The following is a 24,805-nucleotide window of genomic DNA, read 5'->3' as shown; positions in this document are numbered from 1 at the left end:
TTGTTGATGAACATGGCTGGATGAACGCAGCAGCATACGCCGGTTCAGGCGCGGCTTAAATCGCTGTGCATATCGCCAAGCAGGGGCGGCATATCCTCGGCAAACAGGTGCGGGTAACACTGCTGGATATGGGCGAAGAAAAACGCCTCGGGCACGTCAGTAAATTGCCCATGGTCGATCACGTACTCCATCGAACGCTGGCCCTGGCGGTTGAAAGCGTGGAAAACGCTGTCGTTGATACCGTCGAAATCCAGCGGCGGCACGTCGAACACATCGCACAGTTGCCTGTTGAACGCGGGCGTGGCTTTGACCCAGCGATCATTCAGGTAAAGCTCGGTATAACCGTGCATGGCAAACACGTCACTCTTGAGCAAGGCGAGCAGGCGCGGGGTCGACAAGTGATTGCGCACGTCCGCCAGGCCGATGCGCGCCGGGATGCCGCAATGGCGGGCACAGGCCGCGAGCAACGTGGCCTTGGGCACGCAGTAGCTTTCGCCGGTGGACAGGGCGAAGCTGGCACTTAATGTGTCTGGATCGCGACTGAAGGTGTAGGGGTTGTAGCGAATCGCCTCACGCACGGCGTAGTAAAGGCTGACTGCCTGGTCACTTAAGTTCGCACGGGTTCCGCGATGTTTTTCGGCGAACTCCACCACCGCAGGGTGGTCACTATCGATGAAGCGGCTGGGACTCAGGTAGGTATCCATGAGTGTTATCTCCAAAGGAAGCCTGGAGTCTAACCACAGGCCTGCCGTGGAGTTAACGACGAATCGGCCAAATCTCGTTACACCCTGATCACCCCGCTTGCTCGGATGCCGACTAAGCTCCCTGGTGGTTTCGCCCCTGGTTTCACGGAGGATTGAATATGCTGTTGTTGTGGATACTGGTGCTGGTGGTCGGCATTGCCTACCTCGCACACCGCCGCGTCGCCCCCCTGCCCGCCTTGGGCGTGGTCGCCGTCTACTTGCTGGCGATGGGCGCCTGGAGCCACGCGCCGGGTTGGCTGCTGCTGATCTTCTGGGTGTTGATCGCGGTTGTGGCCGCGCCGCTGTTGCTACCCGATCTGCGCCGCCAATACTTCACCAAGCCGCTGTTCAGCTGGTTCCAGAAAGTCCTGCCGCCGATGTCCGAAACCGAGCGCGACGCCATCGACGCTGGCACCGTTTGGTGGGACGGCGAGCTGTTCAGTGGTCGCCCTGACTGGGACAAGTTGCTGGCCTATCCCAAGGTCCAACTGACCGAAGAAGAACAGGCCTTTATCGACGGCCCGACCGAAGAACTCTGCGCCATGGTCAGCGATTGGGAAATCGGCCAGGCCATGGACCTGCCGCCGGCTGCCTGGGAACACATCAAGACCCACGGCTTTTTCGCGCTGATCATTCCCAAGGAATATGGCGGCAAGGGTTTCTCGGCGTATGCCCACTCCCAGGTCGCGATGAAACTTGCCACCCGCAGCGGTGACCTCGCGTCTACCGTGATGGTGCCCAACTCCCTCGGCCCGGCCGAACTGCTGCTGCACTACGGCACCGACGAACAACGCAACCATTACCTGCCGCGCCTGGCCCGTGGCGATGACATCCCTTGCTTTGCGTTGACCGGCCCGCTGGCGGGTTCCGACGCTGGCGCCATGCCCGACACTGGCGTGATCTGCAAAGGTGAATGGGAAGGCAAGGAAACCCTCGGCCTGCGCTTGAACTGGGAAAAACGCTACATCACCCTTGGCCCGGTCGCGACCCTGCTGGGCCTGGCCTTCAAGGCCCATGACCCGGACCACCTGCTGGGTGAAGAAGAAGACCTGGGCATCAGCCTGGCGCTGATCCCGACCGACACCCCCGGCGTGGAAATCGGCCGCCGCCACCTCCCCCTCGGCGCCGCCTTCATGAACGGCCCCAACTCCGGCAAGGATGTGTTCATTCCCTTGGAGTACCTCATCGGTGGCCAGGAAATGCTTGGCAAGGGCTGGATGATGCTGATGAACTGCCTGTCGGTAGGCCGTTCGATTTCCCTGCCCGCCGTAGGGACCGGCGCCGCCAAGTTCACCAGCCTAGTGACCGGCCAATATGCGCAGGTGCGCGAACAGTTCAACGTGCCACTGTCGGCCTTCGAAGGTATCCAGGAAGCCCTGGCCCGTATCGGCGGCAACGCCTGGCTGATGGACAGCGCGCGCATGCTGACCGCCAATGCCGTGGACCTTGGGGAGAAACCTTCGGTACTGTCGGCGATCCTCAAATACCACCTCACCGAACGTGGCCGCGAGTGCATCGGCCACGCCATGGACGTGCACGGTGGCAAGGGCATCATCATGGGCCCGAACAATTACCTGGGCCGCAGCTGGCAAGGTGCGCCGATCTTCATCACCGTGGAAGGCGCGAATATCCTCTCGCGCAACCTGATGATCTTCGGCCAGGGCGCCATCCGTTGCCATCCGTTCGTGCTCAAGGAAATGGCCCTGGCCGGTCGCGAAGACCATGACCAGGCGCTGAAGGAATTCGACGGCCTGCTGATGCAACATATCGGTTTCGCCGTGAGCAACGCCGCCAGCACTCTGGTGCTGAACCTGGGCGTAGGTCATTTCGAGAAAGCGCCGGGCAACCGTTTGAGCCAGGGGTATTTCCGCGCATTGAACCGTCAGGCTGCCGCGTTCGCGCTGCTGGCCGACCTGAGCATGATGCTGCTGGGTGGCGAGCTGAAGCGCCGCGAACGCCTGTCGGCACGCCTGGGTGATGTGCTGAGCCATATGTACCTGGCTTCGGCCGCACTCAAGCGTTATCACGACCTGGATTCACCGGATCATCTGCAACCGCTGTTCACCTGGGCCATGGAAGAGAGCCTCGGCGAGTCGGAGCGGGCGTTGGATGAACTGCTGAGCAACTTCCCGAACAAGGTCCTGGGCTGCCTGCTGCGGGTGATCGTGTTCCCGTTCGGGCGTCGCCATACCGGTCCGTCCGATGCACTGGATGCCGAAGTGGCTGCGGTAATCGGCCGTGCCAAAGGCGACCCAACCCTGGAAGAACTGCTCGCCGGCTGCTACCGCCCGCAATCGGCGGAAGACCCAGTGGGTGCCCTGCAACATGCCTACGACCTGCTCGGCGCGAGCCATCCGCTGCAGAAAAAACTGCACACCGCGTTGAAAAGCGGCCAGGTCAAACCGGCTGCCGGGGAACATGCCATCGACGCCGCGCTGCACGCCGGGGTACTGCAACCGGCTGAGGCGCAAACGTTGCGTGATGCCGAAGCGGCACGGCGCAAGGTCATCGACGTGGATGATTTCAGCAAGGAAGAGCTGACCCAGGCTGAGGGTAAAGTCCGCTGACCCCAGCGGTCATATAACTACGGGCAAAGTGCCCTGCCTCACAAATACTGATCCATTTTGACGGCGTCTGTTGTCGCCACGCTGCGTTGCCTGACAACAACAGCCACTCGTCAAAATGAATCGTATTTGTGAGGCAGGGCACCGAGGCATATACTCTCGCGCCCGTTTTTGCTTTAGAGGACTTATCTCGTGTCCAACATCGTTGCCGATCATCTCGTCTTGCTCGACCACTTGCGCAGCATCCTGGTTGCCGTCGGCGAAGCCGAGCAGGTGCCCGAGGAAAGCCATACGCTGTTTCTGGAGCGTTTTGACGAATTGCGCGCCCTGCTGCCGATCGATCCGATTGAAAGCCAATACCTGGGCCAGGACCTGATGAGCCAAGTCATCCTGCGCTACCCACAAATTGCCCACTTGGTGCCGCGCGACCTGCTGTGGTTCTTTGGCGGTGACTGCCTGCACTTTATGCCCGACGAAGAACTGGACCTGTACCAGGCCCTGGAAGAACGTCGCTTCGAAGCCGAACAAAACGACGAACCGTTCGACTGGAACCGGGAAAAACAGCTGCTGGCCATGCCACAAGACCAGAGCAAGCACTGATTCCTGTGGGAGCTGGCTTGCCTGCGATGGCATCACCTCGGTTTAACTGCAGACCGAGTTGCCTGCATCGCAGGCAAGCCAGCTCCCACATCTACCGTCGGCGCAGTGTCGGCTCCTTCGCCATACACTCCACCAGATAATCAATAAACACCCGCAACTTCGGTGGCAGATACCGCGTGGGTGAATGCAGCAACCATGCCTCGCCATGGTAGGACGCAATAAAGTCCCACCCCGCCAACACCTGCACCAACCGCCCTTCTTCCAAGGCATGGCGCGCCGTGAAATACGGCAAGCTGCCAATCCCTACATGCTGCAACACCGCATCCAAGCGCACACCCGTATGGTTCGCCGCATAGCGCCCGCGCACGGCAACCGTCACGGCCTTGCCGGCCTGGCGGAACTTCCAGCGAGAATCCCCCGGCGTTTCCCCCAGGTAGATGCAACTGTGCTCCAGCAAATCATGAGGATGGGCCGGCGTACCGTGCTCGGCCAAGTACTGCGGCGTCGCGCACAACAAATGCTCGATAGGCAGTAACTGCCGACCCACCAACCCCGGCGGCGGGCTGTCGGTGATGCGAATACTCAGGTCGACATTGTCATCAATCAGGTCCACCGGCCGGTCCTCGAGGATCAAGTGCACATCGACCTTGGGATAACGCCGCAGGAACTCCGGCATGTGCGGGTGCACCACAAACCGCCCCACCGCCTTGGGCACGCTGACCCGCACCAGCCCTTCGGCTTCATGGGTGAACTGCCCGCTGATTTCCATCACCGAACGCGCCGCGCTGACCATTTCCTGGCAGCGCTTGAACACCTCTTCGCCACCCTCGCTCAAGCGCAATTTGCGTGTGGTGCGTTGCAGCAACCGAGTCGCCAGGGCTTTCTCCAGGCGCGAGATGCTGCGGCTCACCGAGGAGGGTGAGGCGCCCATTTGCCGGGCGGCTTCGGAGAAGCTGCCGGCCTCCACCACTTTGACGAAAATCGCCATTTCGCCCAGCAGCGGCAAAGGTAGATTGATGCTCATGGTGCACAGGTCCATTGAAGATTTGGCAGATTATCACCCAGTTGCGCACTATTTATACTGTCGGTAGAACCCCGATGCGGATGTAGATTATGACCGAGCGCCTGTTTTTCACCCACGATCACCTGACTGCCGAGCTAGAAGTGCTGAGTTGCACCCCGCATGAGGATCACTTTGCAGTCACCTTGCAGTCGACGATTTTCCATCCCCAAGGTGGCGGGCAGCCCTGCGACACTGGCTGGCTCGGTGAGAGCAACGTACTGCGAGTCAGCCAGGACGCCGACCGCGTGGTGCATTACGTCGACCACCCCCTGCCGCCCGGCCCGATCACCGCTCGGGTCAACGAGCAACGTCGGGCCCTGCATACGCGCCTGCATTCGGCAGGGCACTTGATTGGCAATGCCGGCGAAACCCTGGGATGGATGCCCATCAAGGCCCACCACTGGCCCGGCGAAGGCAAGATTACTTTTATCCGTGGCGAAGCCGCACAAGCCATGGAGGCCGAACTGATTCAAAAGCAGGTCAATCGATGGATCAGCGCCGACTATTCTCGCCATACAACCCTGGACGATGGCACCCGCGAAGTCGGCTTCGGTGAATTGCCCGCCTATGCCTGTGGCGGCACGCACGTGCAAACATTGAGTGAATTGGGCCAGATCCGCATCCTGGCGCTATCGGAGAAAAAGGGCGCGCTGTCGGTGCGCTATAGCATCGGCGAAGTCATAGCGGTGTGATCTCCCCACCCATTTGGCAGACACTTCATGGGATTGGCGCTCCCACTCTCAAGCGGGGTGATGGTAGTGTGTGGAAATGTTTCTGACAGATCGATCAGAAACCTCCTACTCACTACCTGCAAAGGAATGCTTCTAACAATGCACTTTCCACTCAAGCACCTGGTTGCCGCCACCCTGGTTGCAGCGAGCCTTTCGGCCATCTGCGCCCCCGCCTTTGCCAACATCACCCCCGCTCAAAGCACGGTGATACTGAAAAATTTCAGCGAAACCTCAGTCACTGACTTTCGTGGTTTCCTCGCTACTCTGACCAAGGGGGAGTTGGGCAAAACCGGCGATGTGGGGCCGGCAATCAGCGCGTTCCTGGATAACAAAACCCTGAGCGCCGAGCAGCAAAACGAAATCCACCGCCTGCTGGGCATTTATACGCGAGTGAAATACGGCAAGGCTGCGCTCGAAACCCTGCGAGAGCTGGTGGAAATTCCGACGTTCAATGTGGACGGTGTACCGCAGTATAAAAACCCGGAATTCATCAAGATCGCCGGCAAGATCCAGGACCTGGCCAAGGCCTTCAACCTGAATTTCCGCAATATCGATAATCGTGTGTACGAAATTTCTCTGGAAGGCAGCGGCGATGAAGTGGTCGGCATTCATGCCCACGCCGATGTGGTACCGGTAACGCCGGAAAACTGGGTGCTGAAAGACGGCACCAAACTCGACCCATTCAAAGTCACACGGATCGGCGACCGCATGTACGGCCGTGGCACCGAGGATGACAAAAACGGCATTGTGGTAGCCATGTATGCCATGAAGGTCATCAAGGAAGAGAAGCTGCCGCTGGCGCGTAACTTCAAGCTGCTGGTGGACACCACCGAAGAAACCTCCGGCGACGCAATTCCGTATTACTTTGAAAAGAACCCGACGCCGCAATACAACCTCGCGCTGGATGGCGGCTACCCGGTGGTGATTGCCGAAAAAGGCTACGGCACGGTGATGGCGACGTTCCCGCGTCGCAAGGGTGAAGGCAAAGGCGCGGAAATTATCTCGATGACCGGCGGCATGGCGACTAACCAGATCCCGTCGGCCTCGGTTGCAACGTTTGTCAGCGACAAACCTGCTGAATTGGCCGCCAGCCTGCAAAAGGCCGGCACTGAATATGCCAAGCGTAACGGCGGTGATTTCGAGGTCGCCGCCAAGGTCGACGGTAAAGACGTCAAGCTGACGGTCACTGGTGTTTCGGCTCACTCGTCCGAGCCGGAGTCCGGCATCAACCCGGTATCGCGCATGCTGGAGCTGATCCACAGCATCGACGGCAAAATCGCCCTCAAGCACAACCACATTACCGATGCCGCACGTTATGCGTCTGACAACTGGGGCCTGGACTACCTCGGCGGCAAGCTGGGCGTGGGCTTCTCTGACGAACTCATGGGGCCGCTGACCACCTCGCTGACCTTTGTCGGCCTGGATGACAAAGCCTTCAAACTGGCGGTGAACCTGCGTGTGCCAAAGGGCAAATCCCCGGAGAAACTCAAGGCAGAAATCGCCGATAAATTAAGCGCCTGGGACAAGAAAACCAAGGTCAAGGTGGACTTCACCTACTCGGTGGCCGAACCGATGTTCCGCAACCCGGAAGGTGAATGGGTGAAAGCCCTCCTGGCAGTGGCCAGCGAAAACCTCGGCATGGCGCACAAGTTCGGTACCTCGGCCGGCGCAACGTCCGTGCACGAGCTGCCCAACGGCGTGCAATTCGGCCTGGCACGCCCGGAAGTGAAATACACCGGGCACACCGACAATGAGTTCAAGACGGTCGACCAGTTCTTGCTGGACTTGCAGATCGTCACGGAAATGATGGGGCGTATCGGGCAGTTGCCGAAGCTCTGACGTTACCAGGGCTCGCCGCAATGGCGAGCCCTTGATTCGAGCAAAGCGATAAATCGCAAACCTTACGCGATATCACGCCTGCCTTTTCGAGCGCGCAAACAAAAACGCCGATCATCTCTGATCGGCGTTTTCATTGAATATGGAGCGGGAAACGAGACTCGAACTCGCGACCCCGACCTTGGCAAGGTCGTGCTCTACCAACTGAGCTATTCCCGCAAATGGCGTCCCCTAGGGGACTCGAACCCCTGTTACCGCCGTGAAAGGGCGGTGTCCTAGGCCACTAGACGAAGGGGACACGCTACTGAAACACATGGTGTGTATTTCAGTGCCCAGAGATTAAATCCGAAGATCATGCCCTGGTTTCACTCAGTGTCGCCCGAGAGCAACACTGCATAAATTTGGAGCGGGAAACGAGACTCGAACTCGCGACCCCGACCTTGGCAAGGTCGTGCTCTACCAACTGAGCTATTCCCGCATATTGGCGTCCCCTAGGGGACTCGAACCCCTGTTACCGCCGTGAAAGGGCGGTGTCCTAGGCCACTAGACGAAGGGGACACACGTACAACATTCACTCCCTACCGCGTTTCGCTGTGTGCTTTACGCTGTAAGTGGCGCGCATTCTATGGATGGATTGAAAGGTCGTCAACCCCCAAGGATAAATTTATTTAAATCAATGACTTCCCCCTGCTTTCCGGGCTTGTGCGGGCGTTATGCCCGTTCGGGCTTTGACGCCTATATTCTGGCGCCCGACAAGACGCTATAGTTCACTCCGGCAAATGATGGCAATGTGCATCCATGCAGGGAACGCCTATCTATATAGAAGCAAACTACCTGGGCAACTGGTCGATCAGTTCTATCCGCCGCAACGCCCAGTCACTACACTCCACTGTAAACCCTATAAAGAGGTCACACCGGTGACACCACTCATGATCACCCTGTTGGTAATAGCCGTTATCGCCATCCTGATTGCCATTGGCTATATGAACCACGTGGTGGAAAACAACAAGCTGGAAAAGAAACGTACCGAAATCGAACTCAATGATCGGCTACGCCGTTGCGGTGAGATCACCGAGACCTTTCCCGGCCAGTTGATGACCCCGGCGCTCAAACTGTTGCTGACCCGACTGGAGCTCAACGTTAACCAGCGGCTGTTGAACCTCAACAAGACCAGCACACCGATCAAGGCCCGCATTGCCGAGCTGAATACGCTGGTGGCCCAGGGTGAATCGATCCCGGTGAACAACCCGCCCGCGCCGATCCAGACCGAAGCCAAGGCCAAGGACGTGCGTTTCCTGCTTGAAGCCCTGCACGGCCAGGTCACCCGCGCGGCCCAGGACGGCTTCCTGTCGACCAACGAGGCCAAGCACTGGATCAAGGAAATCCGCCATATCCTGGTGTTGCTGCATATCGAGTTCTTCAACAACCTCGGCCAGCATGCCTTGCAGCAAAGCCAGCCGGGCCAGGCGCGCCTGGCATTCGAACGTGGCGTGCAGTACCTGCGCAAACAACCGGAGCCGGTGATCTACAGCGCGCAGCTGCAACAACTGGAAGCCCAACTGGTCCGTGCCAACTCCACGGTACTGACCAACAGCAAGCCTGCCGAAGACGAGGTCAACGAATTGACCGAAGGCCTCAAAGTGGTCGACGCCGACGCGGAATGGAAGAAAAAAGCCATCTACGACTGATTGGCCCCTCTCCATGTGGCGAACCCTGTTCGCCACATGCCATCACTTTGCATCTATCCCCCGCCCCTCGACTAGCGTAAAAAAGTGCCCCTCACTCCGTGAAGTCAGAGGCCTGCTATGCCTGTCGCCGTCATTGATGGACAACCGCTGCACTACGTCGACCAGGGCTCCGGCCCCGTCGTACTGCTGGGCTCAAGCTACCTGTGGGACCGCGACATGTGGTCGCCGCAGGTCGAAGCCCTGTCGCAACAGTACCGCGTGATCGTGCCCGAGCTGTGGGGCCATGGCGAGTCCGGCCCGCTGCCGGCGCAAACCCATTCCCTCGACGACCTCGCACGCCAGGCCCTGGCCCTGCTGGACCAGTTGGACATCGCACACATCAACCTGGTGGGTCTCTCGGTCGGTGGCATGTGGGGGGCGCGGCTGGCGTTGCTCGCACCCGAGCGGGTCAACAGCCTGGTGCTGATGGACACCTACCTCGGCGCCGAGCCCGAGGCCACGCGCCAGTACTATTTCTCGCTGTTCAAGATGATCGAAGACGCCGGCGCCATCCCTGAACCTTTGCTGGATGTGATTGCGCCGATCTTCTTCCGCCCAGGCATCGATCGTGAATCAGCGCTGTACCAGGATTTCCGCAAGCAATTGCAGGGTTACTCCAAAGAGCGCCTGCTGCGCAGCATCGTGCCCCTGGGCCGGTTGATCTTCAGTCGCGAGGATGTGCTGGCGCAGCTGCCACGCCTGGATGCCGACACGACCTTGGTAATGTGTGGCGAACAGGACAAACCGCGCCCTCCCGCCGAGTCCGAGGAGATGGCCGGCCTGATCGGCTGCAGCCTGATCCTGATTCCGCAGGCCGGCCATATCAGTGCGAGGGAAAATCCGGACTTCGTCAACGAAGCGCTGCTGACCTTCCTGGCCAACCACGCCTGACCGCCCTCCCCTGTGATCGCAGCCCACACGCTGCGATCACAGGCGGAAATGCCCCACCATGCCCTTGAGCTCCGCCCCCAACTGCGCCAGTTGAATACTCGACGCAGCGTTGCCCTGCATGCTCAGCGCCGACTGATCCGCACTGGCACGGATACTGGTAACGCTGCGATTGATCTCTTCGGCCACCGAGCTTTGCTCCTCGGCCGCAGCGGCAATCTGCTGGTTCATCTGCTGGATCAACGACACCGCCACTGCGATGCTGCCCAGGGCGCTTTCGGTTTCCAGCGCATCGCTCACTGCCAGCTTCACCAGCTCGCCGCTTTGCTGGATCTGCTGCACGGACGACTGCGCCGCACTGCGCAAGGTACTGACCAACCGCTCGATTTCTTCCGTGGATTGCTGGGTGCGCTTGGCCAACGCGCGCACCTCATCGGCGACCACCGCAAAACCCCGCCCCTGTTCACCCGCGCGGGCGGCTTCGATGGCGGCGTTAAGGGCCAGCAGGTTGGTCTGTTCAGCCACGCTTTTGATGACGCTCAACACGGTGCCGATATGCTGGATCTCTGCGCTCAGGCTCTCGATGCTGGTGCTGGCACTGGTGCTGGAGGTGGCCAGTAATTCGATGCGCTGCAGGCTTTGGCGCACCACCCGTTGGCCACTGTCGACTTTGTCGTCCGCCGTCTGCGCGGCTTGCGCAGCCTCTTCGGCATTGCGCGCCACGTCGTGCACGGTGGCGGTCATCTGGTTCATCGCCGTGGCAACCTGTTCGGTTTCTTCTTTTTGGCTGCTGACTTCGATATTGGTCTGCTCGGTGACGCTGGACAATGAATGCGCCGAGCTGGCCAGTTGTTCGATACCGGCTTGCAGGCCGCTGACCATTTGGCTCAAGCCACTGCCCATCTGCTGCATCGCCTGCATCAACTGGCCGATTTCATCGCGACGACTGACTTCCATGCGCCCGCTCAAGTCGCCGGCGGCAATCTGCTGGGCCACGGCGATCACACTGCGCAGCGGTGCAACGATCAATCGGGTTATCACCCACGCCGCAATCAACCCTACCAGCAGTGCCAGGGCCGAAGAACCGATGATCAGCCCTGCGCTTTTCTTTAACTGCGCCTGCATCGACTGATCTTCGGCGCTGTAAGCCTGGTTAACCCGGCTGACCACTTGCTCCGCCCGATCATGCAACTGTTTGTAGACCACTTTCTCCTGCGCCAGCAGGCCGGTGTATTCGCCGAGCTTTTCACTGAACCCGGCGATATGCCCGGAGACTTCGTTGAGCACGGTCTGGTAGCCCGAATCCTTGACCGAGGTCTTCAGTTGCTCGACCTGCACCAGGGCCTGGTCCGCCTGCTCGATCTTGCCCTGCTCGGTGTCTTCCTCGCTCACTTTGCGGCTCTGATCCAGACGCACATGGGCTTCGTTCATGGCTTGCAACATCAAGCGTGAGACTTGGCTGACCTGTCCCGCCTGCTCGATAAACTCAGCGCCCTCCTTGCCCTGGCTTTCCTTCAGGCCATAGGCACCGTCATCTGCCAGCCCGGCCTGCAAGACGTCCAGGTTGTTCGCCACGCTGGACACCGACCAACTGGCCATTTCCAAGGCCAGGTCCTTGGTCTGGGTCAATTCGACAAACTCATCGAATGCCTTGCGGTATTCCGCCAATGCTTGCTCGACATCGGTCATCACCGGCACGTTGGCGGGCGATTGAGCCTTGAGGCTGGCCGCGAGCGCTGCCAGGGTATCGACACTCTCATGCAGGGCATCGACGGCCTTGGGGTCGGCATGCAACGCGTAGTCCTGCTCGATCAGGCGCACCTTGAGCAGGCCGCTGTTGAGCGAAGACATGGCCTTGAGGCCTTCAAAACGCTGCCCAACGGATTGCAGGGACCACACGCCGATGGCCGCGACCAACGCGGTCAGCAGCAATACCAGCGTGAAGCCCAAGCCCAGTTTCTTTGCCATACCGAGGTTGGCGAAATGTCGTTGCACGGCCGAAATCATTGCACTTGAATCCTCTTGCAATGGCAGATGCCATCAAGCCCGGTTAACTCAGGCGAGATTCGCAACCACAAGGCATTGAACACAAGTCGTTGGCGCCACAATAATGGCAAAAAGCTACACGCTCGTCGTTTTCAGGATGGTTGAGGTCGATCTGGCAGGCCCCATGGCGCGGAACAATGCCAAGGCTCGTTGATCGGCCGCATAGGCCACATTGATGCGCAGCCAATCGCTGGGTTCGCCGGTTGGACTGAACAGCACCCCCGGCGACAACAAGACGCCGAGCCGCCGGGCACACCCCTGCACCCTTGACCGATCCCCCAACCCTGGCCGTGCCCACAGGAACATACCGCCAGCGGGTTTGGCGAACACCTCCCACTCCTCGTCCTCCAGTACCTGCAACGTAGCGGCCATTTGCGCACGCAGTCGCTTGCGCAGGCGCTGCACCCACTTGCGATAGGTGCCATTAGCCAGCAGCGTGGCCACCACCGCCTCGGCAAATCGCGAGGTGCCAAACCCGGTCATGGTCTTGAGGCTCGCCAGTTGCGCGATGATCACCGTGCTGGCACTGAGAAAACCCACGCGCAGGGCACTGCTCAGGGTCTTGGAAAAGCTTGCGACGTAGATCACCCGATCACCATGGGGCAACGCTGAAAGCCGCGTGCAACTGGCGGGTTGCAGGTCGCCGAACACATCCTCTTCAATGATCAGGAAGTTCTCGCGGTGCGCCAGTTCCAGCAAACGTTCAGCCACTGTGCGGTTCAGGCTGGTGCCGGTGGGGTTGTGATACAGGCTGTTGATGAACAGGCACTTGGGCCGATGCCGCTGCAGCAATGCTTCCAGCGCCGCAAGGTCCGGGCCTCCTTGGGTGCGCGGCACTTGCAGCAGTTGCACGCCGTGGAACGCCAGCTGCCGATAGAGGTTGCCGTACCCCGGCGTTTCGACCACCACGCAATCGCCAGCCTTGAGCAGCGTGCGTATCAGCAAGTCCTGTGCATGGCTGGCGCCTGCCGTGGTGAGAATGCGGTCAAGGTGGGTGGCAATGTGGATCTGGGTCAGTCGCTTAAGCAGTTGTTCGCGCAGCGCCAGCAAACCCAATGGGGTACTGTAGTTGAACAAGCCGGCGGTGTCGGTACGGGTGACTTCACGAATCGCATAGCTGATGTCATCGCTTTCGCGCCAGGCATCCGGCAACCAGCCGCAGCCCAGTTTCAGCTCACCGATTGGGTTATCGACGAACGGCCCCCATTCCCGCTCTGCGCCTTCGTACCATTGGCCCTCATGCGAGCCGGACGGCTGCGCGACCACGAACCCCGAGCCGTGTTTCGACACCAGCAAGCCCTGGGCGACCATCCGCTCGAACGCCTCGATCACGCAGGACTGGCTGAGCAGGTTATCGAGGGCCACCTGTCGAATGGACGGCAAGCGTGTACCGGGGCTCGCCCCACTGTTGCGAATCCACTGCGCCACTGCGCTGATGATTTGCTGCACCACCGGTACAAGGGCTTGTCGATCGATCCCTAAATCCATGCGCCACTCACTTCAACTGTTTGTTATTCAACCCAGAACAGTTAAGCACAGAAGCCCCTCGCAACCCGTCGCCAAATCTTATTAAAGTATTGATTTTATTAAGTTATTTACCTACTGATACACATTCTGACAGGGCCCATTGCCAGCTATGGAAACGCCCCACAGCCCTCCCAAACCTTTTCGAATAGCGGGCGACGTGAGGTCCTAGATAGCCGTAGCCCCCCCGTCCACCGCCAAGGCCTGGCCAGTGGTAAAGGCCGCGCCATCACTGCAGAGGTAGAGCACCGCGCTGGCGATCTCCTCGACCTTGCCAATGCGCCCGACCGGATGCATGGCGGCGGCAAATTCGGCTTTGCGTGGGTCGGCTTCATAGGCACGCCGGAACATATCGGTATCGATCACCGCCGGGCAGACCGCATTGACGCGGATTTTCTTCTTCGCATACTCGATGGCCGCCGATTTGGTCAGGCCGATCACCGCATGCTTGGAAGCGGCGTAAATGCTCATCTTGGGCGCCGCGCCCAAACCCGCTACCGACGCCGTGTTGACGATCGCCCCGCCACCTTGGGCCAGCAGCAGCGGCAACTGGTACTTCATGCACAGCCACACACCTTTGACGTTGACGCCCATGATCGCGTCGAACTCATCCAGGCTGCCGTCGGCCAGCTTGCCTTTCTCGATCTCGATCCCGGCGTTATTGAAGGCGTAGTCCAGGCGGCCATAGGCGGTGATGGTCTGGGCCATCAATTGCTGCACATCGGCCTCCAGCGTGACGTTGCAGCGTACAAACAGCGCTTCGCCACCCGCTTGATGGATCAGGGCGACGGTGCCCTCGCCACCCGCTGCATCCAGGTCGGCAACCACGACCTTCAAGCCTTCGGCGGCGAATGCGAGGGCGGTGGCGCGGCCAATACCGGCGGCGGCACCGGTTACTAAGGCGACTTGACCGGAAAACGTCATGCTCATGGAGGATGTCCTGCAGAGTGTTTTATGGGGAATCTAACCGTGGGCCGAGTCTAGCCAACGCCACGCCGGACGCGTCAGCACTATCAAAAGGCCGGTTAAGGCTGCATGGATCGCAGTGATAACAGACCTAGGCTGACTATCAGCAATGCCTATCGACAAGCATTCGCGCATTGGGTGAACCTTGCTCCCTGGCCGTTCAGGGTCTATCACTTCAGGTTCATTTCCAGAAGAGTCCCTGCCATGACCGCCCAGACCAACCGCCAATTCCTGCTCGCCAAGCGCCCGGTCGGCGCGGCTACCCGGGAAACCTTCACCTACCAGGAAGTGCCGGTGGGCACACCCCAGGATGGGCAAGTGCTGGTGCGCAACGAATACCTGTCCCTCGACCCGGCCATGCGCGGCTGGATGAATGAAGGCAAGTCCTACATTCCGCCGGTCGGCATCGGTGAAGTGATGCGTGCGCTGGGTGTGGGGAAAGTGATTGCGTCCAACAACCCGAAATTTTCGGTCGGGGACTACGTCAACGGTGCCTTGGGTGTGCAGGATTACTTCCTGGGCGAGCCGCGTGGTTTCTACAAGGTTGATCCAAAACTCGCACCTTTGCCGCGCTACCTGTCTGCCCTGGGCATGACCGGCATGACTGCCTATTTCGCGTTGCTGGACACCGGCGCCCCCAAGGCAGGCGAAACCGTAGTGATCTCCGGCGCGGCCGGCGCCGTGGGCAGCATTGCCGGGCAGATCGCCAAGCTCAAAGGCTGCCGCGTGGTGGGCATTGCCGGCGGTGCAGACAAGTGCACGTTCCTGGTGAATGAACTGGGCTTCGACGCCGCCATCGATTACAAAAGCGAAGACGTGCCCGCCGCGCTCAAGCGCGAATGCCCCAAGGGCGTGGATGTGTATTTCGATAACGTCGGCGGCGATATTCTCGACGCCGTCCTCAGCCGCCTGGCACTGAAGGCGCGCGTGGTGATTTGCGGTGCCATCAGCCAATACAACAACAAGGAAGCCGTGAAGGGCCCGGCCAACTACCTGTCATTGCTGGTCAATCGCGCGCGAATGGAAGGTTTTGTGGTGATGGATCACGCGGCGAACTTTGCCGCGGCCGGACAGGAAATGGCCGGCTGGATGGCGCAGGGCAAGCTCAAGAGCAAGGAAGATATCGTAGAGGGGCTGGAGACGTTCCCGGAGACGTTGATGAAGCTGTTCAACGGGGAGAACTTTGGCAAACTGGTACTCAAGGTCAACTGACACACCCCGAATACCACTGTAAGCACTGCTCAATGTGGGAGCTGGCTTGCCTGCGATAGCATCACCTCGGTATTACTAAAAGACCGAGTTGTCAGCATCGCAGGCAAGCCAGCTCCCACATTTTGCTCTGTGATCGATCAGGCGATTTCGGCTACCACGGCCGCCAGCGCCTGCGCCGGATCCGCCGCCTGGCTGATCGGGCGGCCAATTACCAAGTAATCCGAACCCGCATCCAGTGCCTGACGCGGGGTCAGGATACGGCGCTGGTCATCCTGGGCGCTGCCCGCCGGCCGAATGCCCGGCGTCACCAGTTGCAGCGATGGGTGCGCGGTTTTCAGCGCCTGCGCTTCCAGCGCCGAACACACCAGGCCATCGAGGCCGGCTTTCTGCGCCAGGGCGGCCAGGCGCAGGACTTGCTCCTGGGGCTCGATGTCCAGGCCAATACCGGCCAAGTCTTCACGCTCCATGCTGGTGAGCACGGTCACGCCGATCAGCAGCGGTTTGGGGCCGCTGCGCTGTTCCAGCACTTCACGGCAGGCGGCCATCATGCGCAGGCCGCCGGAGCAATGCACGTTGACCATCCACACGCCCATTTCGGCGGCAGCCTTGACCGCCATGGCGGTGGTGTTCGGGATGTCGTGGAATTTCAGGTCGAGGAACACCTCGAAGCCTTTGTCACGCAGGGTGCCGACGATTTCCGCGGCGCAACTGGTGAACAGTTCCTTGCCGACTTTGACGCGGCAAAGCTTGGGATCCAACTGGTCAGCCAGCTTCAGTGCGGCGTCACGAGTGGGGTAATCCAGGGCGACGATGATAGGAGTCTGGCAGACGGACATTGGAATGGGCTCTCAGGCAAGTCGAAATCGGCGCGGATTGTAGCGCAAGCAGCGCCGTTGCGGGATCCGATGATCGGTAAATACTGACCAAGCGCCGTCAGGCGGGCATTTCTGGAGATTATTTCAAAGCTGATACATTCACGACATGCCCACAACACGCCCTACGGCTAGCCTCGCCTGCACGACCCACCGACCAGCACTTCCAGCCATGGGGCTGGGCGCCTATGCTGACCGCAACGACCAGGCAGATGATCGCATTATGCATACCCCTTCCGTCTTTATGAACGACGAGCAAAAAGCCGCGGTGATCGCCGATGACAAGCGCTGGAACACCCGTGCGCTGATCGTTGACGACGATGTGCCGATTCGCGAACTGCTGATCGACTACCTGGCCCGCTTCGGCATTCTCGCCACCGGCGTCACCGACGGCACCACGATGCGCCAAGCCATGCAAGCCGAAACCTTTGACGTGGTGGTGCTCGACCTGATGCTGCCAGGCGAGGACGGCCTTTCGCTGTGCCGCTGGCTGCGCGCGGAATCGGACATCCCGATCCTGATGCTCACCGCCCGCTGCGAACCCACCGACCGCATTATCGGCCTGGAACTGGGCGCCGATGACTACATGTCCAAGCCGTTCGAGCCGCGCGAACTGGTGGCGCGCATCCAGACCATCCTGCGCCGCGTGCGTGATGACCGTACTGAACAGCGCGCGAATATCCGCTTCGACAACTGGCGCCTGAACAGTGTGCTGCGCCAGCTGGTGGCCGACGATGGTTTGGTGGTGCCGCTGTCCAACGCGGAATTCCGCTTGCTGTGGGTGTTTATCGAACGCCCGCGCCGCGTGCTGAGCCGCGAGCAGTTGTTGGATGCAGCCCGTGGCCGCTCAATTGAAGCCTTTGATCGCAGCATCGACTTGCTGGTGTCGCGACTGCGGCAGAAACTCGGGGATGATCCCAAGGCACCGCAGTTGATCAAGACCGTGCGTGGCGAAGGCTACCTGTTCGACGCGCGGGATATTGGCTGATGCGTGCCCCCTTCAATACGCTGTTTGGTCGGCTGTTTGGCGTGTTGCTGGTAGCGATTGTGCTGGCCCACGCGCTGGCGTTCTTCTGGTTCCACCATTACGGCCAACCGCCGCCGCCACCGCCTGAGCGGTTTATCGAGCAACCGGACGGAACAATGGTACCGGAGGGCAAAGAGCGCCACCGCCCCTGGTTTGGCGGCCCGGTGGTGCCCCTGACGTTTCAATTTGTCTCACTGATTATCGCCGCCTGGTACGGGGCCAAGCTGTTGAGCAGACCGATTCAACGCCTCAGCGAGGCGGCCGAGCGTTTAAGCCTGGACCTCGACAGCCCGCCGTTGGAAGAGTCCGGGCCGCTGGAAGCGCGGCAGGCGGCATCGACCTTCAACCTGATGCAAAAACGCATCCGCGAACAGGTCAGCCAACGCGCGCGCATGCTCGGTGCGGTCTCCCATGACCTGCGTACCCCGCTGTCACGCCTCAAGCTGCGCCTGGAACAGATCGAAGATACGCGGCTGCAGGGCCAGATGCGCCAGGACCTGGACGACATGATCGGCATGCTCGACGCCACCCTGAGCTACCTGCACGAACAACGCACCAGCGAAACCCGGCATTGGCTGGACGTGCAAGCGCTGGTGGAGTCGATGAGCGAAAACGCCCAGGACCAGGGTTCGGATGTGCAATTCGCCGGCACCTGCGCGCCGTTGCAAGTGCAGCCGATGGCCTTGCGTTCATGCCTGAACAACCTGATCGACAACGCCTTGCGTTATGCCGGCTCGGCACGCATCGAGCTGACGGACAGTCACGAGGCACTGGTCATCCGCGTCATCGATCATGGCCCGGGCATCGCCGCCGACAAGCGTGAAGCGGTGTTCGAGCCGTTCTACCGGCTGGAAGGCTCACGCAACCGCAACTCCGGCGGCGTCGGCCTGGGCATGACGATTTCCAAGGAAGCGGCGGAACGCCTCGGCGGTCGCCTGAACCTGGAGGAAACCCCTGGTGGTGGACTGACGGCCGTGATGTGGTTGCCCAGGGCCTGAGGCCCAGCACCGCTCCCACATTAGCCCTCATACAACCGTTACAGCGGCTTATCTTCCCGACGCCCCTGAGCCTGGGTCGCACTCCAATCCGTCAACAGGCTGTAGGCCACCGCCAGCAAGGTCGGGCCGATAAACAGGCCGATAAAACCAAAGGCAATCAAACCACCGAACACGCCGAGCAACACAATGACCAGCGGCAGATTGCCGCCCCGACTGATGAGGTAGGGCTTGAGCACGTTGTCCACGCCGCTGATGATGAACGTGCCCCATACACCGAGGAACACCGCGTAGGTGTAATCACCTTTCCAGGCCAGCCAGGCCGTGGCAGGGATCCACACCAGCGGCGGGCCCATGGGGATCAGGCTGAGCAGGAAGGTGACGACGCCCAGCACCAGCGCGCCCGGTACGCCGGCGATCAGGAAGCCGATCAGTGCCAGCACCGCCTGGGCGGCGGCGGTGCCGATCACGCCGTTGACTACCCGTTGTACGGTGCCAGCCACCAGTTCGATGTAGTAGCCGGCGCGTTCGCCGATCAAGCGTTCCAATAAACGATGGACAAACATCGCCAGGCGCGGCCCGTCTCGATAGAAAAAGAACACGAACACCAGGCTCAACGTCAGTTCAAGAATGCCGCCGCCAATCTGCGCACTGCGCGCCAGCAACCAATTGCCAACCTGCCCCAGGTACGGCTTGATGCTGACCATCAAGGCCGCGCCTTGTTGGTCGATGCTGTCCCAGGTTGCCACCAGCCGCTCGCCGACAAAGGGAATCGAACCGAGCCAGGTAGGCGCCGCCGGCAAGCCGTCGACCTGGATATCCTTGATCAACGCCACCGCGTCGCGCACATGGTCCGCGAGGTTGAAGCCCAGCCACACCAGCGGCACTGCCACCAGCAACATCCAGCCCAGCGTCAGGATGGCGGCCGCCAGAGACTCCCGGCCGCCGAGCCAACGCGTGAGCAGGACCATCAGTGGCCAACTGGCAAACGCCAGCACTGCGCCCCAGAACAGCGCCGACCAGAACGGTGCCATCACCCATAGACTGGCACCAAACAGCACCAGCAGCAGGATTTGCACCAGCAGGCGATCGTTATTGAGCATGGGGTATCTCTAGAAGAAGACTTAGGAAGACAGCTTAGGCGAACGGCGCGGGTCCGTTCGCCTGGTCAAGCCTAGCGTATCAGATGCACATGCAGGCCTTTGGCGTCACCCGTGCCGCTTTCCAGGCGCGCAGCGCGCACGCCGTTGTCGATCAGGCCCTGGCGCCAGGCTTCGGCGCTCGGCCCGGTCAAACTGACGCGCAACGTGGTGTCGAGGTTCAACCCACGGGAAATCAAGGTCAGCCAGGTGGCGTCGGGTGCGCCGGCGAGCGCGGGGAAGCCCAGCTCACCGGTGCTTTTCAGCTCGCGCAACAGGGTCGCCGAGGTAGGCAACAGATCGCCCAATGGCGCGCTGGCGTCCAATTGCTCCACATGCAGATAGGCGCGGCGATTGCCCCGGGTGATGCCATAGAGCGCCACCAGGGAGTTGGCCTGTGGCTCGGCCAGGCGCAGCAACAGGTATTCCTGCTGGCTGTCGGCGCCGACCAGCTTGGCGTTGCCGAAAATCTCATTGGCCCACAGGCTGCTTTCACCACAATCGCGGGCCTTGCACCAGAACAACAACTGCGCGCCCTTTTCCTGCAACGCTTCACGCGTCGCGGTAAACGCGGCGCTGGCGCTGTGTTCGGCGGGCAACTCATAGGTGATGGCGGTGGCTTGGCCGCGCGCGATGGCCTGGCCTTCATAGCGCAGCTGGCCGCTGATCTTGCGGATCGCGCCCATGGGGTAGATGCGTTCTTTTTCTTCGGCGGGCCGGTAATCGACGATTTGCGCGTCGACCTGGCGGGCTACGGCGGGCAGGTCCTGGCTACCCGGTAGGTCGGCGGCGAATACCAATGGGCTAAGCAGGCTTAAGCCCAGGACACGGATACATCCGTTACGCACGCTCATAAGATCAACGAGCCCTGGCCATCGTTGGTCATAGCGATGTTGAAGTTGTTCATGGTTGACTCCCTTTCAATCCGCCCAGCCTCGGCAGTTGACCGCTCCAAGTCAAGGCGCGCGGAAGAACCGATTGAAACAGTCTGCAACAAGGAGCGCCCCAGACTCATCATTCAGGTGCAAATGATGGCCACCGGGCAGGGTGGTCACGGTAAAGGGTAGCTGAGAAAGCAATTCGGGATGTTTCGCCAGCATGCCGTCGGCAGCGACCACCAACTGCGTAGGGCAACTTACGCGCCGCACGAAGGCCATGGCTTGTTCGTCGGTCAGGCGCATCGGCGAAGCCAGGGTCAGGCGGCTATCGGTACGCCAGGTGTAACCACCCGGCACCGGCATCAAACCGCGCTGGGCCAGCAGTTCTGCGGCTTCGCGACTGACCGCGACCACGCCTTTCATACGCGCTTCGACGGCACGATCCAGGGTGTTATAGACCGGCTTGCGCTTGTCCTGCAGGTTCAATTGCGCTTGCAACGCCATGCCCAGCCGCTCGGCAGCGTTGGCACCGCTGGCGGTCGGCGGGATCACGCCGTCGATCAACCCCAAGTGCGTCACGCGCTCAGGCAAGGCGCCGGCGAGCACCAGGGAAACGATGGCACCGAGGGAGTGACCAAGTAATGCAAAACGTTTCCAGCCCAGTTGCTCGGCGACTTGCAGCACGTCATAGACGTAATCCCACAAGGCATAACCGGCACCTGTAGGACGATGCGCAGAATGCCCGTGCCCGGCCATATCCAGTGCAACGATGCGCAAACCCTGAAGTTTCGGGGCCAGTCGCGCAAAGCTGTTGGCGTTGTCCAGCCAGCCATGCAGCGCGATCACCGGCACACCGTCCTCGGGACCGAACAGGTGGGCCGCCAGTTCGATATGCGGCAGGCTCAGGCGGACTTCTTCGACGGGTGTGCTCATGCGCAACTACGCTCGCGCGCGTCCCAGCGGGAGAACAGGTTCTTGATCAAGGTCGCGGTGTCTTGGGGGCGCTCAAGGGGGAACATATGGCCGCCGGGCATGGTGAGCATTTCGCCCATGGGCAGGCGCCCGACGCCGCTGGCGTGGTGACGCATCACCACGCGGCTCTGTCGGCCGCGCACCACTGCCAGTGGCACCTTCAATTGGCGCACCTGGCCCGGACTGGTATGCGGCACGCCACGGTAGATACTGATTTCGGTGGCCGGGTCGAAGCGCAGGCGCAGGCGATCACCCACCTGATACAAGCCATGTTGCAGGTAAGCGTCGAAGCATTCCGGGTCAAAGCCACGGAACAACGTCTTGCCGGCGAAGTAACTGCGCGCAGCCTCCAGATCGGTAAATTCCTCGCGACGGCCCAGGGTGCGCCCAGCCGGGGTCAGGCGGTCGATGAAACCCAAGCGCTTGGCCGCGCGAATGACCCAGCGGTCGGCACGGGTCAGCACCGGAGAATCGAGCATCACCACTCCGCGATACAACTGCGGGCACCGCATGGCCGCGTGCAGGTGCAACACGCCGCCGAGGGAATGGCCCACGCCCCACACCGGTTCGGGTTGCTGCTCCAGGTGGTGGATCAACTCGTCCACCAGGTTCTGCCAGTTATCGTCCACCGGAAACCTGGGGTCGTGGCCGTGCTGCGGCACGTGAGCTACTGCGTATTCCGGGCCCAGCGCGGCAAACAACTTGCCGTAGGTGGCCGAAGGGAAGCCATTGGCGTGGGCAAAAAACACATGCTGCGACATACCGGATCCATCTACAAAAACAGAGATTGATTGTCACCATGCCTGGCCGGCACAGCAATGACTGTAACTGCCAGGAATGATGACACTCACGCCACGCCTATCGCGCCGGTGGGTTCTCGCCCAGGGGTACAACGGCCATGGTCAGGCGCGACACGCAGCTGGTTTTGCCATCGTCGCTGGTCAAGCGGATGTCCCAGACCTGGGTAGTGCGCCCAATGTGGATCGCCTTGGCCACCGCCGTCACGCGTCCGCTGCGCACACCGCGCAGGTGGTTGGCGTTGACCTCCAGCCCGACGCAATAGAACTTGCTGGCGTCGATGCACAGGTACGCCGCCATGGAGCCGACGCTCTCGGCCAACACCACCGAAGCGCCGCCGTGCAGCAGGCCGTAAGGCTGGTGGGTGCGATGATCGACCACCATGCTGGCGGTCAGGGAGTCGTCGTCGAAACTTTCAAAGCGGATATCCAACAGTTCACCGATGGTGTTTTTCTGGGCCGCATTGAGTTGGTCGATATTCGGTTGGGTACGCCAGAGGCTCATGCCATTGTCCTTATTGGTTTTATGATGATCCTAATCCTGCCATAGAACGGATTCGGAACGCTCGCTCCATGCGTGGAATTGCGCACCGTAAGTCGATTCGATCACGTTGCGCTTGATCTTCAAGGTCGGGGTCAGGAAGCCGTTCTCCACCGCCCAGTTGTCTTTCACCACCACCAGTTGGCGCAAGCGTTCATGCTTATCCAGCGCCTGGTTGACCTGTGCCAGCCAGCGCTCAAGGCTGCTGCGCAGTGCGTTCGGGTCCTCGCTCACCGCCGATAACACGCACAACCCTATCGGCGCGGGCAGCCCATCCCCCACTACGCACACCTGCTCAATACGCGCATGTTCAGCCAAGCGGTTTTCAATCGGCGCTGGCGCTACGTATTTGCCTTTGCTGGTCTTGAAGATTTCTTTGAGCCGCCCGGTCAGGCGCAGGCGGCCATCGGCATCCTGTTCGCCCTTGTCACCGGTGCGCAGGAAACCATCGGCGGTAATCGTCTCGGCGGTTTTCTGCGGGTCTTTGTAGTAGCCGAGCATGGTCGCACCGCTGCGCACCTGCACTTCGCCCGAGGGGTCGATGCGCACTTCAACACCGGGGCACGGCAGGCCGATCCAGCCGAGGATCTGTTGGCCGGGACGGCACACATGGGAGTAGCCGCAGCTCTCGGTCATGCCATACACCTCGAGCACATCCAGGCCCAGGCGTTGGTACCAGCGCAGCAGCGCCTCAGGCACGGGCGCCGCGCCGGACAGTGCGATGCGCAACGCGTCCAGGCCCAGGCCGGCAAGTACCTTGTGACCTACGCGTTTGCCGATAAAGGGCAGGCGCAGCAAGGTGTCGAGGCGCTTTTGCGGGATCTTGGCGTAGACGCCCATCTGAAATTTGGTCCAGATCCGCGGCACGCCAAACAGTGCGGTCGGACGTGCCCTACGCAGATCGGTTAGAAAAGTATCCAGGCTTTCTGCGAAATACACCGTTTGCCCGGTGTAAATCGACGCCATCTCCACAAACATCCGCTCCGCCACATGGCACAACGGCAGGTAGGACAACAGCCGGTCGCTCTCCCCCAGCCCAAATAACTCGGTGCCGCGGGTGGCGGCAAACCCCAAGGCGCCAAAGCTGTGCATCACGCCTTTGGGGAGGCCGGTGGTGCCGGAGGTATAGATGATGGTGGCCAGGTCCGGAGCGGCAGGCTGGGGGGCATCGTGAATCGGCGGGCACACTTGCAGGTCGTCCCAACTGAAATCGAACGCGCCCGACGGGCACAGTGGCAGGCTGATGGTCGGCACACCCGCCGGCACACCGGGCGCCATGGCGGGCCAATCGTCGAGCTTGCCGATAAACACCAGTGCCGCCTCGGAATGGCCGAGCACATGGGCAACGGAGTCGGCGGTGAGGTTGGGGTACAGCGGCACAGAGACGTGCCCGGCCATCCAGATCGCCAAGTCGGCAATGATCCAGTGCGCGCAGTTTTTCGAGATCAGGGCAATGTGCGAGCCCTGGGGCAACTCGCGAGCACGCAGCCAGTGCGCGGCGCAACGGGCCTGGTGGCCGACATCGCCCCACGTGAGGCTTTGCACCTCGCTGCCGCCAATGGGCTGGACCAGAAAGGTCTGGCGCGGGTGGCGCGCTTCACGTTCAAAGAAGACCTGCAACGGCAAACGAAAAGCGACGGGCATGGGACGCGCTCCTTTGTGGTCCGACGATAGCCAACCAAGC

The 24,805-nt window shown here is 60.9% G+C and carries 21 protein-coding genes, 4 tRNA genes and 1 pseudogene; 9 read left to right on the top strand and 17 right to left on the bottom strand.

The window, feature by feature from the left end; genetic code table 11:
* Nucleotides 1-44 precede the first annotated feature (44 nt).
* Nucleotides 45-704, bottom strand: coding sequence for a transglutaminase-like domain-containing protein (locus AB4O35_RS15055; RefSeq protein ID WP_065872633.1), 660 nt, complete (start codon nt 702-704; stop codon nt 45-47).
* Nucleotides 705-862: 158 nt separating this feature from the next.
* Between AB4O35_RS15055 and AB4O35_RS15050 the strand changes: the two genes are divergently transcribed.
* Together AB4O35_RS15050 and AB4O35_RS15045 are read left to right on the top strand one after the other, a co-directional pair.
* A complete protein-coding gene (locus AB4O35_RS15050; protein ID WP_065945636.1) occupies nt 863-3,310 on the top strand; it encodes an acyl-CoA dehydrogenase in 2,448 nt (815 codons plus the stop codon).
* Between the two features lie 189 nt (nt 3,311-3,499).
* A complete protein-coding gene (locus AB4O35_RS15045; RefSeq protein ID WP_049709191.1) occupies nt 3,500-3,907 on the top strand; it encodes a PA2817 family protein in 408 nt (135 codons plus the stop codon).
* Between the two features lie 91 nt (nt 3,908-3,998).
* Here the strand turns inward: AB4O35_RS15045 and AB4O35_RS15040 are convergent, their stop codons facing one another.
* The gene (locus AB4O35_RS15040) at nt 3,999-4,931 is read right to left on the bottom strand and encodes a LysR family transcriptional regulator (protein WP_065945637.1); all 933 of its coding nucleotides are present in this window, start codon (nt 4,929-4,931) and stop codon (nt 3,999-4,001) included.
* Between the two features lie 89 nt (nt 4,932-5,020).
* Between AB4O35_RS15040 and AB4O35_RS15035 the strand changes: the two genes are divergently transcribed.
* Together AB4O35_RS15035 and AB4O35_RS15030 are read left to right on the top strand one after the other, a co-directional pair.
* Entirely contained in the window at nt 5,021-5,662 is a 642-nt protein-coding gene (locus AB4O35_RS15035; RefSeq protein ID WP_065882497.1) for an alanyl-tRNA editing protein, read from the top strand.
* Between the two features lie 138 nt (nt 5,663-5,800).
* A complete protein-coding gene (locus tag AB4O35_RS15030) occupies nt 5,801-7,540 on the top strand; it encodes a dipeptidase (RefSeq protein WP_065945638.1) in 1,740 nt (579 codons plus the stop codon).
* A gap of 140 nt (nt 7,541-7,680) precedes the next feature.
* Here the strand turns inward: AB4O35_RS15030 and AB4O35_RS15025 are convergent.
* The 4 genes from AB4O35_RS15025 to AB4O35_RS15010 all read right to left on the bottom strand — a co-directional run bounded on the left by AB4O35_RS15025 (nt 7,681) and on the right by AB4O35_RS15010 (nt 8,095).
* A tRNA-Gly gene (locus AB4O35_RS15025) sits at nt 7,681-7,756 on the bottom strand.
* A 3-nt stretch (nt 7,757-7,759) separates the two neighbouring features.
* Nucleotides 7,760-7,835 (bottom strand) — tRNA-Glu (locus tag AB4O35_RS15020).
* Between the two features lie 104 nt (nt 7,836-7,939).
* A tRNA-Gly gene (locus AB4O35_RS15015) sits at nt 7,940-8,015 on the bottom strand.
* 4 nt (nt 8,016-8,019) lie between these two features.
* Nucleotides 8,020-8,095 (bottom strand) — tRNA-Glu (locus AB4O35_RS15010).
* A 359-nt stretch (nt 8,096-8,454) separates the two neighbouring features.
* Here AB4O35_RS15010 and AB4O35_RS15005 point away from each other — a divergent pair.
* Together AB4O35_RS15005 and AB4O35_RS15000 are read left to right on the top strand one after the other, a co-directional pair.
* The gene (locus AB4O35_RS15005) at nt 8,455-9,225 is read left to right on the top strand and encodes a hypothetical protein (RefSeq protein ID WP_065872638.1); all 771 of its coding nucleotides are present in this window, start codon (nt 8,455-8,457) and stop codon (nt 9,223-9,225) included.
* 117 nt (nt 9,226-9,342) lie between these two features.
* Entirely contained in the window at nt 9,343-10,155 is an 813-nt protein-coding gene (locus AB4O35_RS15000) for an alpha/beta fold hydrolase (RefSeq protein ID WP_065945639.1), read from the top strand.
* A 36-nt stretch (nt 10,156-10,191) separates the two neighbouring features.
* Here the strand turns inward: AB4O35_RS15000 and AB4O35_RS14995 are convergent, their stop codons facing one another.
* From AB4O35_RS14995 to AB4O35_RS14980, 4 genes and pseudogenes are all read right to left on the bottom strand, one after another.
* Nucleotides 10,192-10,896 (bottom strand): methyl-accepting chemotaxis protein, encoded by a 705-nt coding sequence (locus AB4O35_RS14995; protein ID WP_371913954.1) that lies wholly within the window; start codon nt 10,894-10,896, stop codon nt 10,192-10,194.
* Nucleotides 10,897-11,100: 204 nt separating this feature from the next.
* Nucleotides 11,101-11,277, bottom strand: a pseudogene (locus tag AB4O35_RS14990) (HAMP domain-containing protein); the annotation flags it as partial.
* Between the two features lie 996 nt (nt 11,278-12,273).
* Entirely contained in the window at nt 12,274-13,686 is a 1,413-nt protein-coding gene (locus tag AB4O35_RS14985; RefSeq protein WP_065909866.1) for an aminotransferase-like domain-containing protein, read from the bottom strand.
* A gap of 204 nt (nt 13,687-13,890) precedes the next feature.
* On the bottom strand, nt 13,891-14,652 hold the full coding sequence (locus AB4O35_RS14980; protein ID WP_065872642.1) for an SDR family oxidoreductase: 762 nt from the start codon (nt 14,650-14,652) through the stop codon (nt 13,891-13,893).
* Between the two features lie 240 nt (nt 14,653-14,892).
* Between AB4O35_RS14980 and AB4O35_RS14975 the strand changes: the two genes are divergently transcribed.
* On the top strand, nt 14,893-15,900 hold the full coding sequence (locus tag AB4O35_RS14975) for an NADP-dependent oxidoreductase (protein WP_065872643.1): 1,008 nt from the start codon (nt 14,893-14,895) through the stop codon (nt 15,898-15,900).
* Nucleotides 15,901-16,037: 137 nt separating this feature from the next.
* On the opposite strand, the gene pyrF is transcribed toward AB4O35_RS14975, so the two are convergent.
* Nucleotides 16,038-16,736, bottom strand: a complete 699-nt coding sequence (gene pyrF / locus AB4O35_RS14970) for an orotidine-5'-phosphate decarboxylase (protein ID WP_065872644.1) — start codon at nt 16,734-16,736, stop codon at nt 16,038-16,040.
* Nucleotides 16,737-16,995: 259 nt separating this feature from the next.
* Between pyrF and AB4O35_RS14965 the strand changes: the two genes are divergently transcribed.
* Complete coding sequence (locus tag AB4O35_RS14965) at nt 16,996-17,760, top strand: response regulator (RefSeq protein WP_065872756.1); 765 nt, start codon at nt 16,996-16,998, stop codon at nt 17,758-17,760.
* Nucleotides 17,760-18,797 carry a sensor histidine kinase gene (locus AB4O35_RS14960; RefSeq protein ID WP_065882486.1) on the top strand — a complete coding sequence of 346 codons (1,038 nt, stop codon included), beginning with the start codon at nt 17,760-17,762 and terminating at the stop codon, nt 18,795-18,797. Before AB4O35_RS14965 ends, AB4O35_RS14960 begins: the two co-directional genes overlap by 1 nt.
* A gap of 38 nt (nt 18,798-18,835) precedes the next feature.
* On the opposite strand, the gene AB4O35_RS14955 is transcribed toward AB4O35_RS14960, so the two are convergent.
* From AB4O35_RS14955 to AB4O35_RS14930, 6 genes are all read right to left on the bottom strand, one after another.
* Nucleotides 18,836-19,897: an AI-2E family transporter gene (locus AB4O35_RS14955; protein ID WP_065872646.1), complete on the bottom strand. Its 1,062-nt coding sequence runs from the start codon at nt 19,895-19,897 to the stop codon at nt 18,836-18,838.
* A 71-nt stretch (nt 19,898-19,968) separates the two neighbouring features.
* Nucleotides 19,969-20,787, bottom strand: coding sequence for a DUF4892 domain-containing protein (locus AB4O35_RS14950; RefSeq protein ID WP_065872647.1), 819 nt, complete (start codon nt 20,785-20,787; stop codon nt 19,969-19,971).
* Between the two features lie 102 nt (nt 20,788-20,889).
* Nucleotides 20,890-21,744 (bottom strand): alpha/beta hydrolase, encoded by an 855-nt coding sequence (locus AB4O35_RS14945; RefSeq protein WP_065872648.1) that lies wholly within the window; start codon nt 21,742-21,744, stop codon nt 20,890-20,892.
* Nucleotides 21,741-22,544: an alpha/beta fold hydrolase gene (locus AB4O35_RS14940; RefSeq protein ID WP_065872649.1), complete on the bottom strand. Its 804-nt coding sequence runs from the start codon at nt 22,542-22,544 to the stop codon at nt 21,741-21,743. Before AB4O35_RS14940 ends, AB4O35_RS14945 begins: the two co-directional genes overlap by 4 nt.
* 97 nt (nt 22,545-22,641) lie before the next feature.
* Nucleotides 22,642-23,085 carry a hotdog fold thioesterase gene (locus AB4O35_RS14935; RefSeq protein ID WP_065872650.1) on the bottom strand — a complete coding sequence of 148 codons (444 nt, stop codon included), beginning with the start codon at nt 23,083-23,085 and terminating at the stop codon, nt 22,642-22,644.
* A gap of 30 nt (nt 23,086-23,115) precedes the next feature.
* Nucleotides 23,116-24,765 (bottom strand): AMP-binding protein, encoded by a 1,650-nt coding sequence (locus AB4O35_RS14930; protein ID WP_065872651.1) that lies wholly within the window; start codon nt 24,763-24,765, stop codon nt 23,116-23,118.
* Between the last annotated feature and the right edge of the window lie 40 nt (nt 24,766-24,805).

The organism is Pseudomonas sp. H1_A03 (assembly GCF_054685145.1).
This window is presented reverse-complemented; position numbering and strand designations above follow the sequence as displayed.

Bases quoted from the DNA above. Each gene is read 5' to 3' on its own strand.
- AB4O35_RS15055 (WP_065872633.1), bottom strand. From the start codon at position 704: ATGGATACCTACCTGAGTCCCAGCCGCTTCATCGATAGTGACCACCCT.
- AB4O35_RS15050 (WP_065945636.1), top strand. From the start codon at position 863: ATGCTGTTGTTGTGGATACTGGTGCTGGTGGTCGGCATTGCCTACCTC.
- AB4O35_RS15040 (WP_065945637.1), bottom strand. From the start codon at position 4,931: ATGAGCATCAATCTACCTTTGCCGCTGCTGGGCGAAATGGCGATTTTC.
- AB4O35_RS15035 (WP_065882497.1), top strand. From the start codon at position 5,021: ATGACCGAGCGCCTGTTTTTCACCCACGATCACCTGACTGCCGAGCTA.
- AB4O35_RS15030 (WP_065945638.1), top strand. From the start codon at position 5,801: ATGCACTTTCCACTCAAGCACCTGGTTGCCGCCACCCTGGTTGCAGCG.
- AB4O35_RS15000 (WP_065945639.1), top strand. From the start codon at position 9,343: ATGCCTGTCGCCGTCATTGATGGACAACCGCTGCACTACGTCGACCAG.
- AB4O35_RS14995 (WP_371913954.1), bottom strand. From the start codon at position 10,896: ATGACCGCCACCGTGCACGACGTGGCGCGCAATGCCGAAGAGGCTGCG.
- AB4O35_RS14985 (WP_065909866.1), bottom strand. From the start codon at position 13,686: ATGGATTTAGGGATCGATCGACAAGCCCTTGTACCGGTGGTGCAGCAA.
- AB4O35_RS14980 (WP_065872642.1), bottom strand. From the start codon at position 14,652: ATGAGCATGACGTTTTCCGGTCAAGTCGCCTTAGTAACCGGTGCCGCC.
- AB4O35_RS14975 (WP_065872643.1), top strand. From the start codon at position 14,893: ATGACCGCCCAGACCAACCGCCAATTCCTGCTCGCCAAGCGCCCGGTC.
- pyrF (WP_065872644.1), bottom strand. From the start codon at position 16,736: ATGTCCGTCTGCCAGACTCCTATCATCGTCGCCCTGGATTACCCCACT.
- AB4O35_RS14965 (WP_065872756.1), top strand. From the start codon at position 16,996: ATGCATACCCCTTCCGTCTTTATGAACGACGAGCAAAAAGCCGCGGTG.
- AB4O35_RS14960 (WP_065882486.1), top strand. From the start codon at position 17,760: ATGCGTGCCCCCTTCAATACGCTGTTTGGTCGGCTGTTTGGCGTGTTG.
- AB4O35_RS14955 (WP_065872646.1), bottom strand. From the start codon at position 19,897: ATGCTCAATAACGATCGCCTGCTGGTGCAAATCCTGCTGCTGGTGCTG.
- AB4O35_RS14950 (WP_065872647.1), bottom strand. From the start codon at position 20,787: ATGAGCGTGCGTAACGGATGTATCCGTGTCCTGGGCTTAAGCCTGCTT.
- AB4O35_RS14945 (WP_065872648.1), bottom strand. From the start codon at position 21,744: ATGAGCACACCCGTCGAAGAAGTCCGCCTGAGCCTGCCGCATATCGAA.
- AB4O35_RS14940 (WP_065872649.1), bottom strand. From the start codon at position 22,544: ATGTCGCAGCATGTGTTTTTTGCCCACGCCAATGGCTTCCCTTCGGCC.
- AB4O35_RS14935 (WP_065872650.1), bottom strand. From the start codon at position 23,085: ATGAGCCTCTGGCGTACCCAACCGAATATCGACCAACTCAATGCGGCC.
- AB4O35_RS14930 (WP_065872651.1), bottom strand. From the start codon at position 24,765: ATGCCCGTCGCTTTTCGTTTGCCGTTGCAGGTCTTCTTTGAACGTGAA.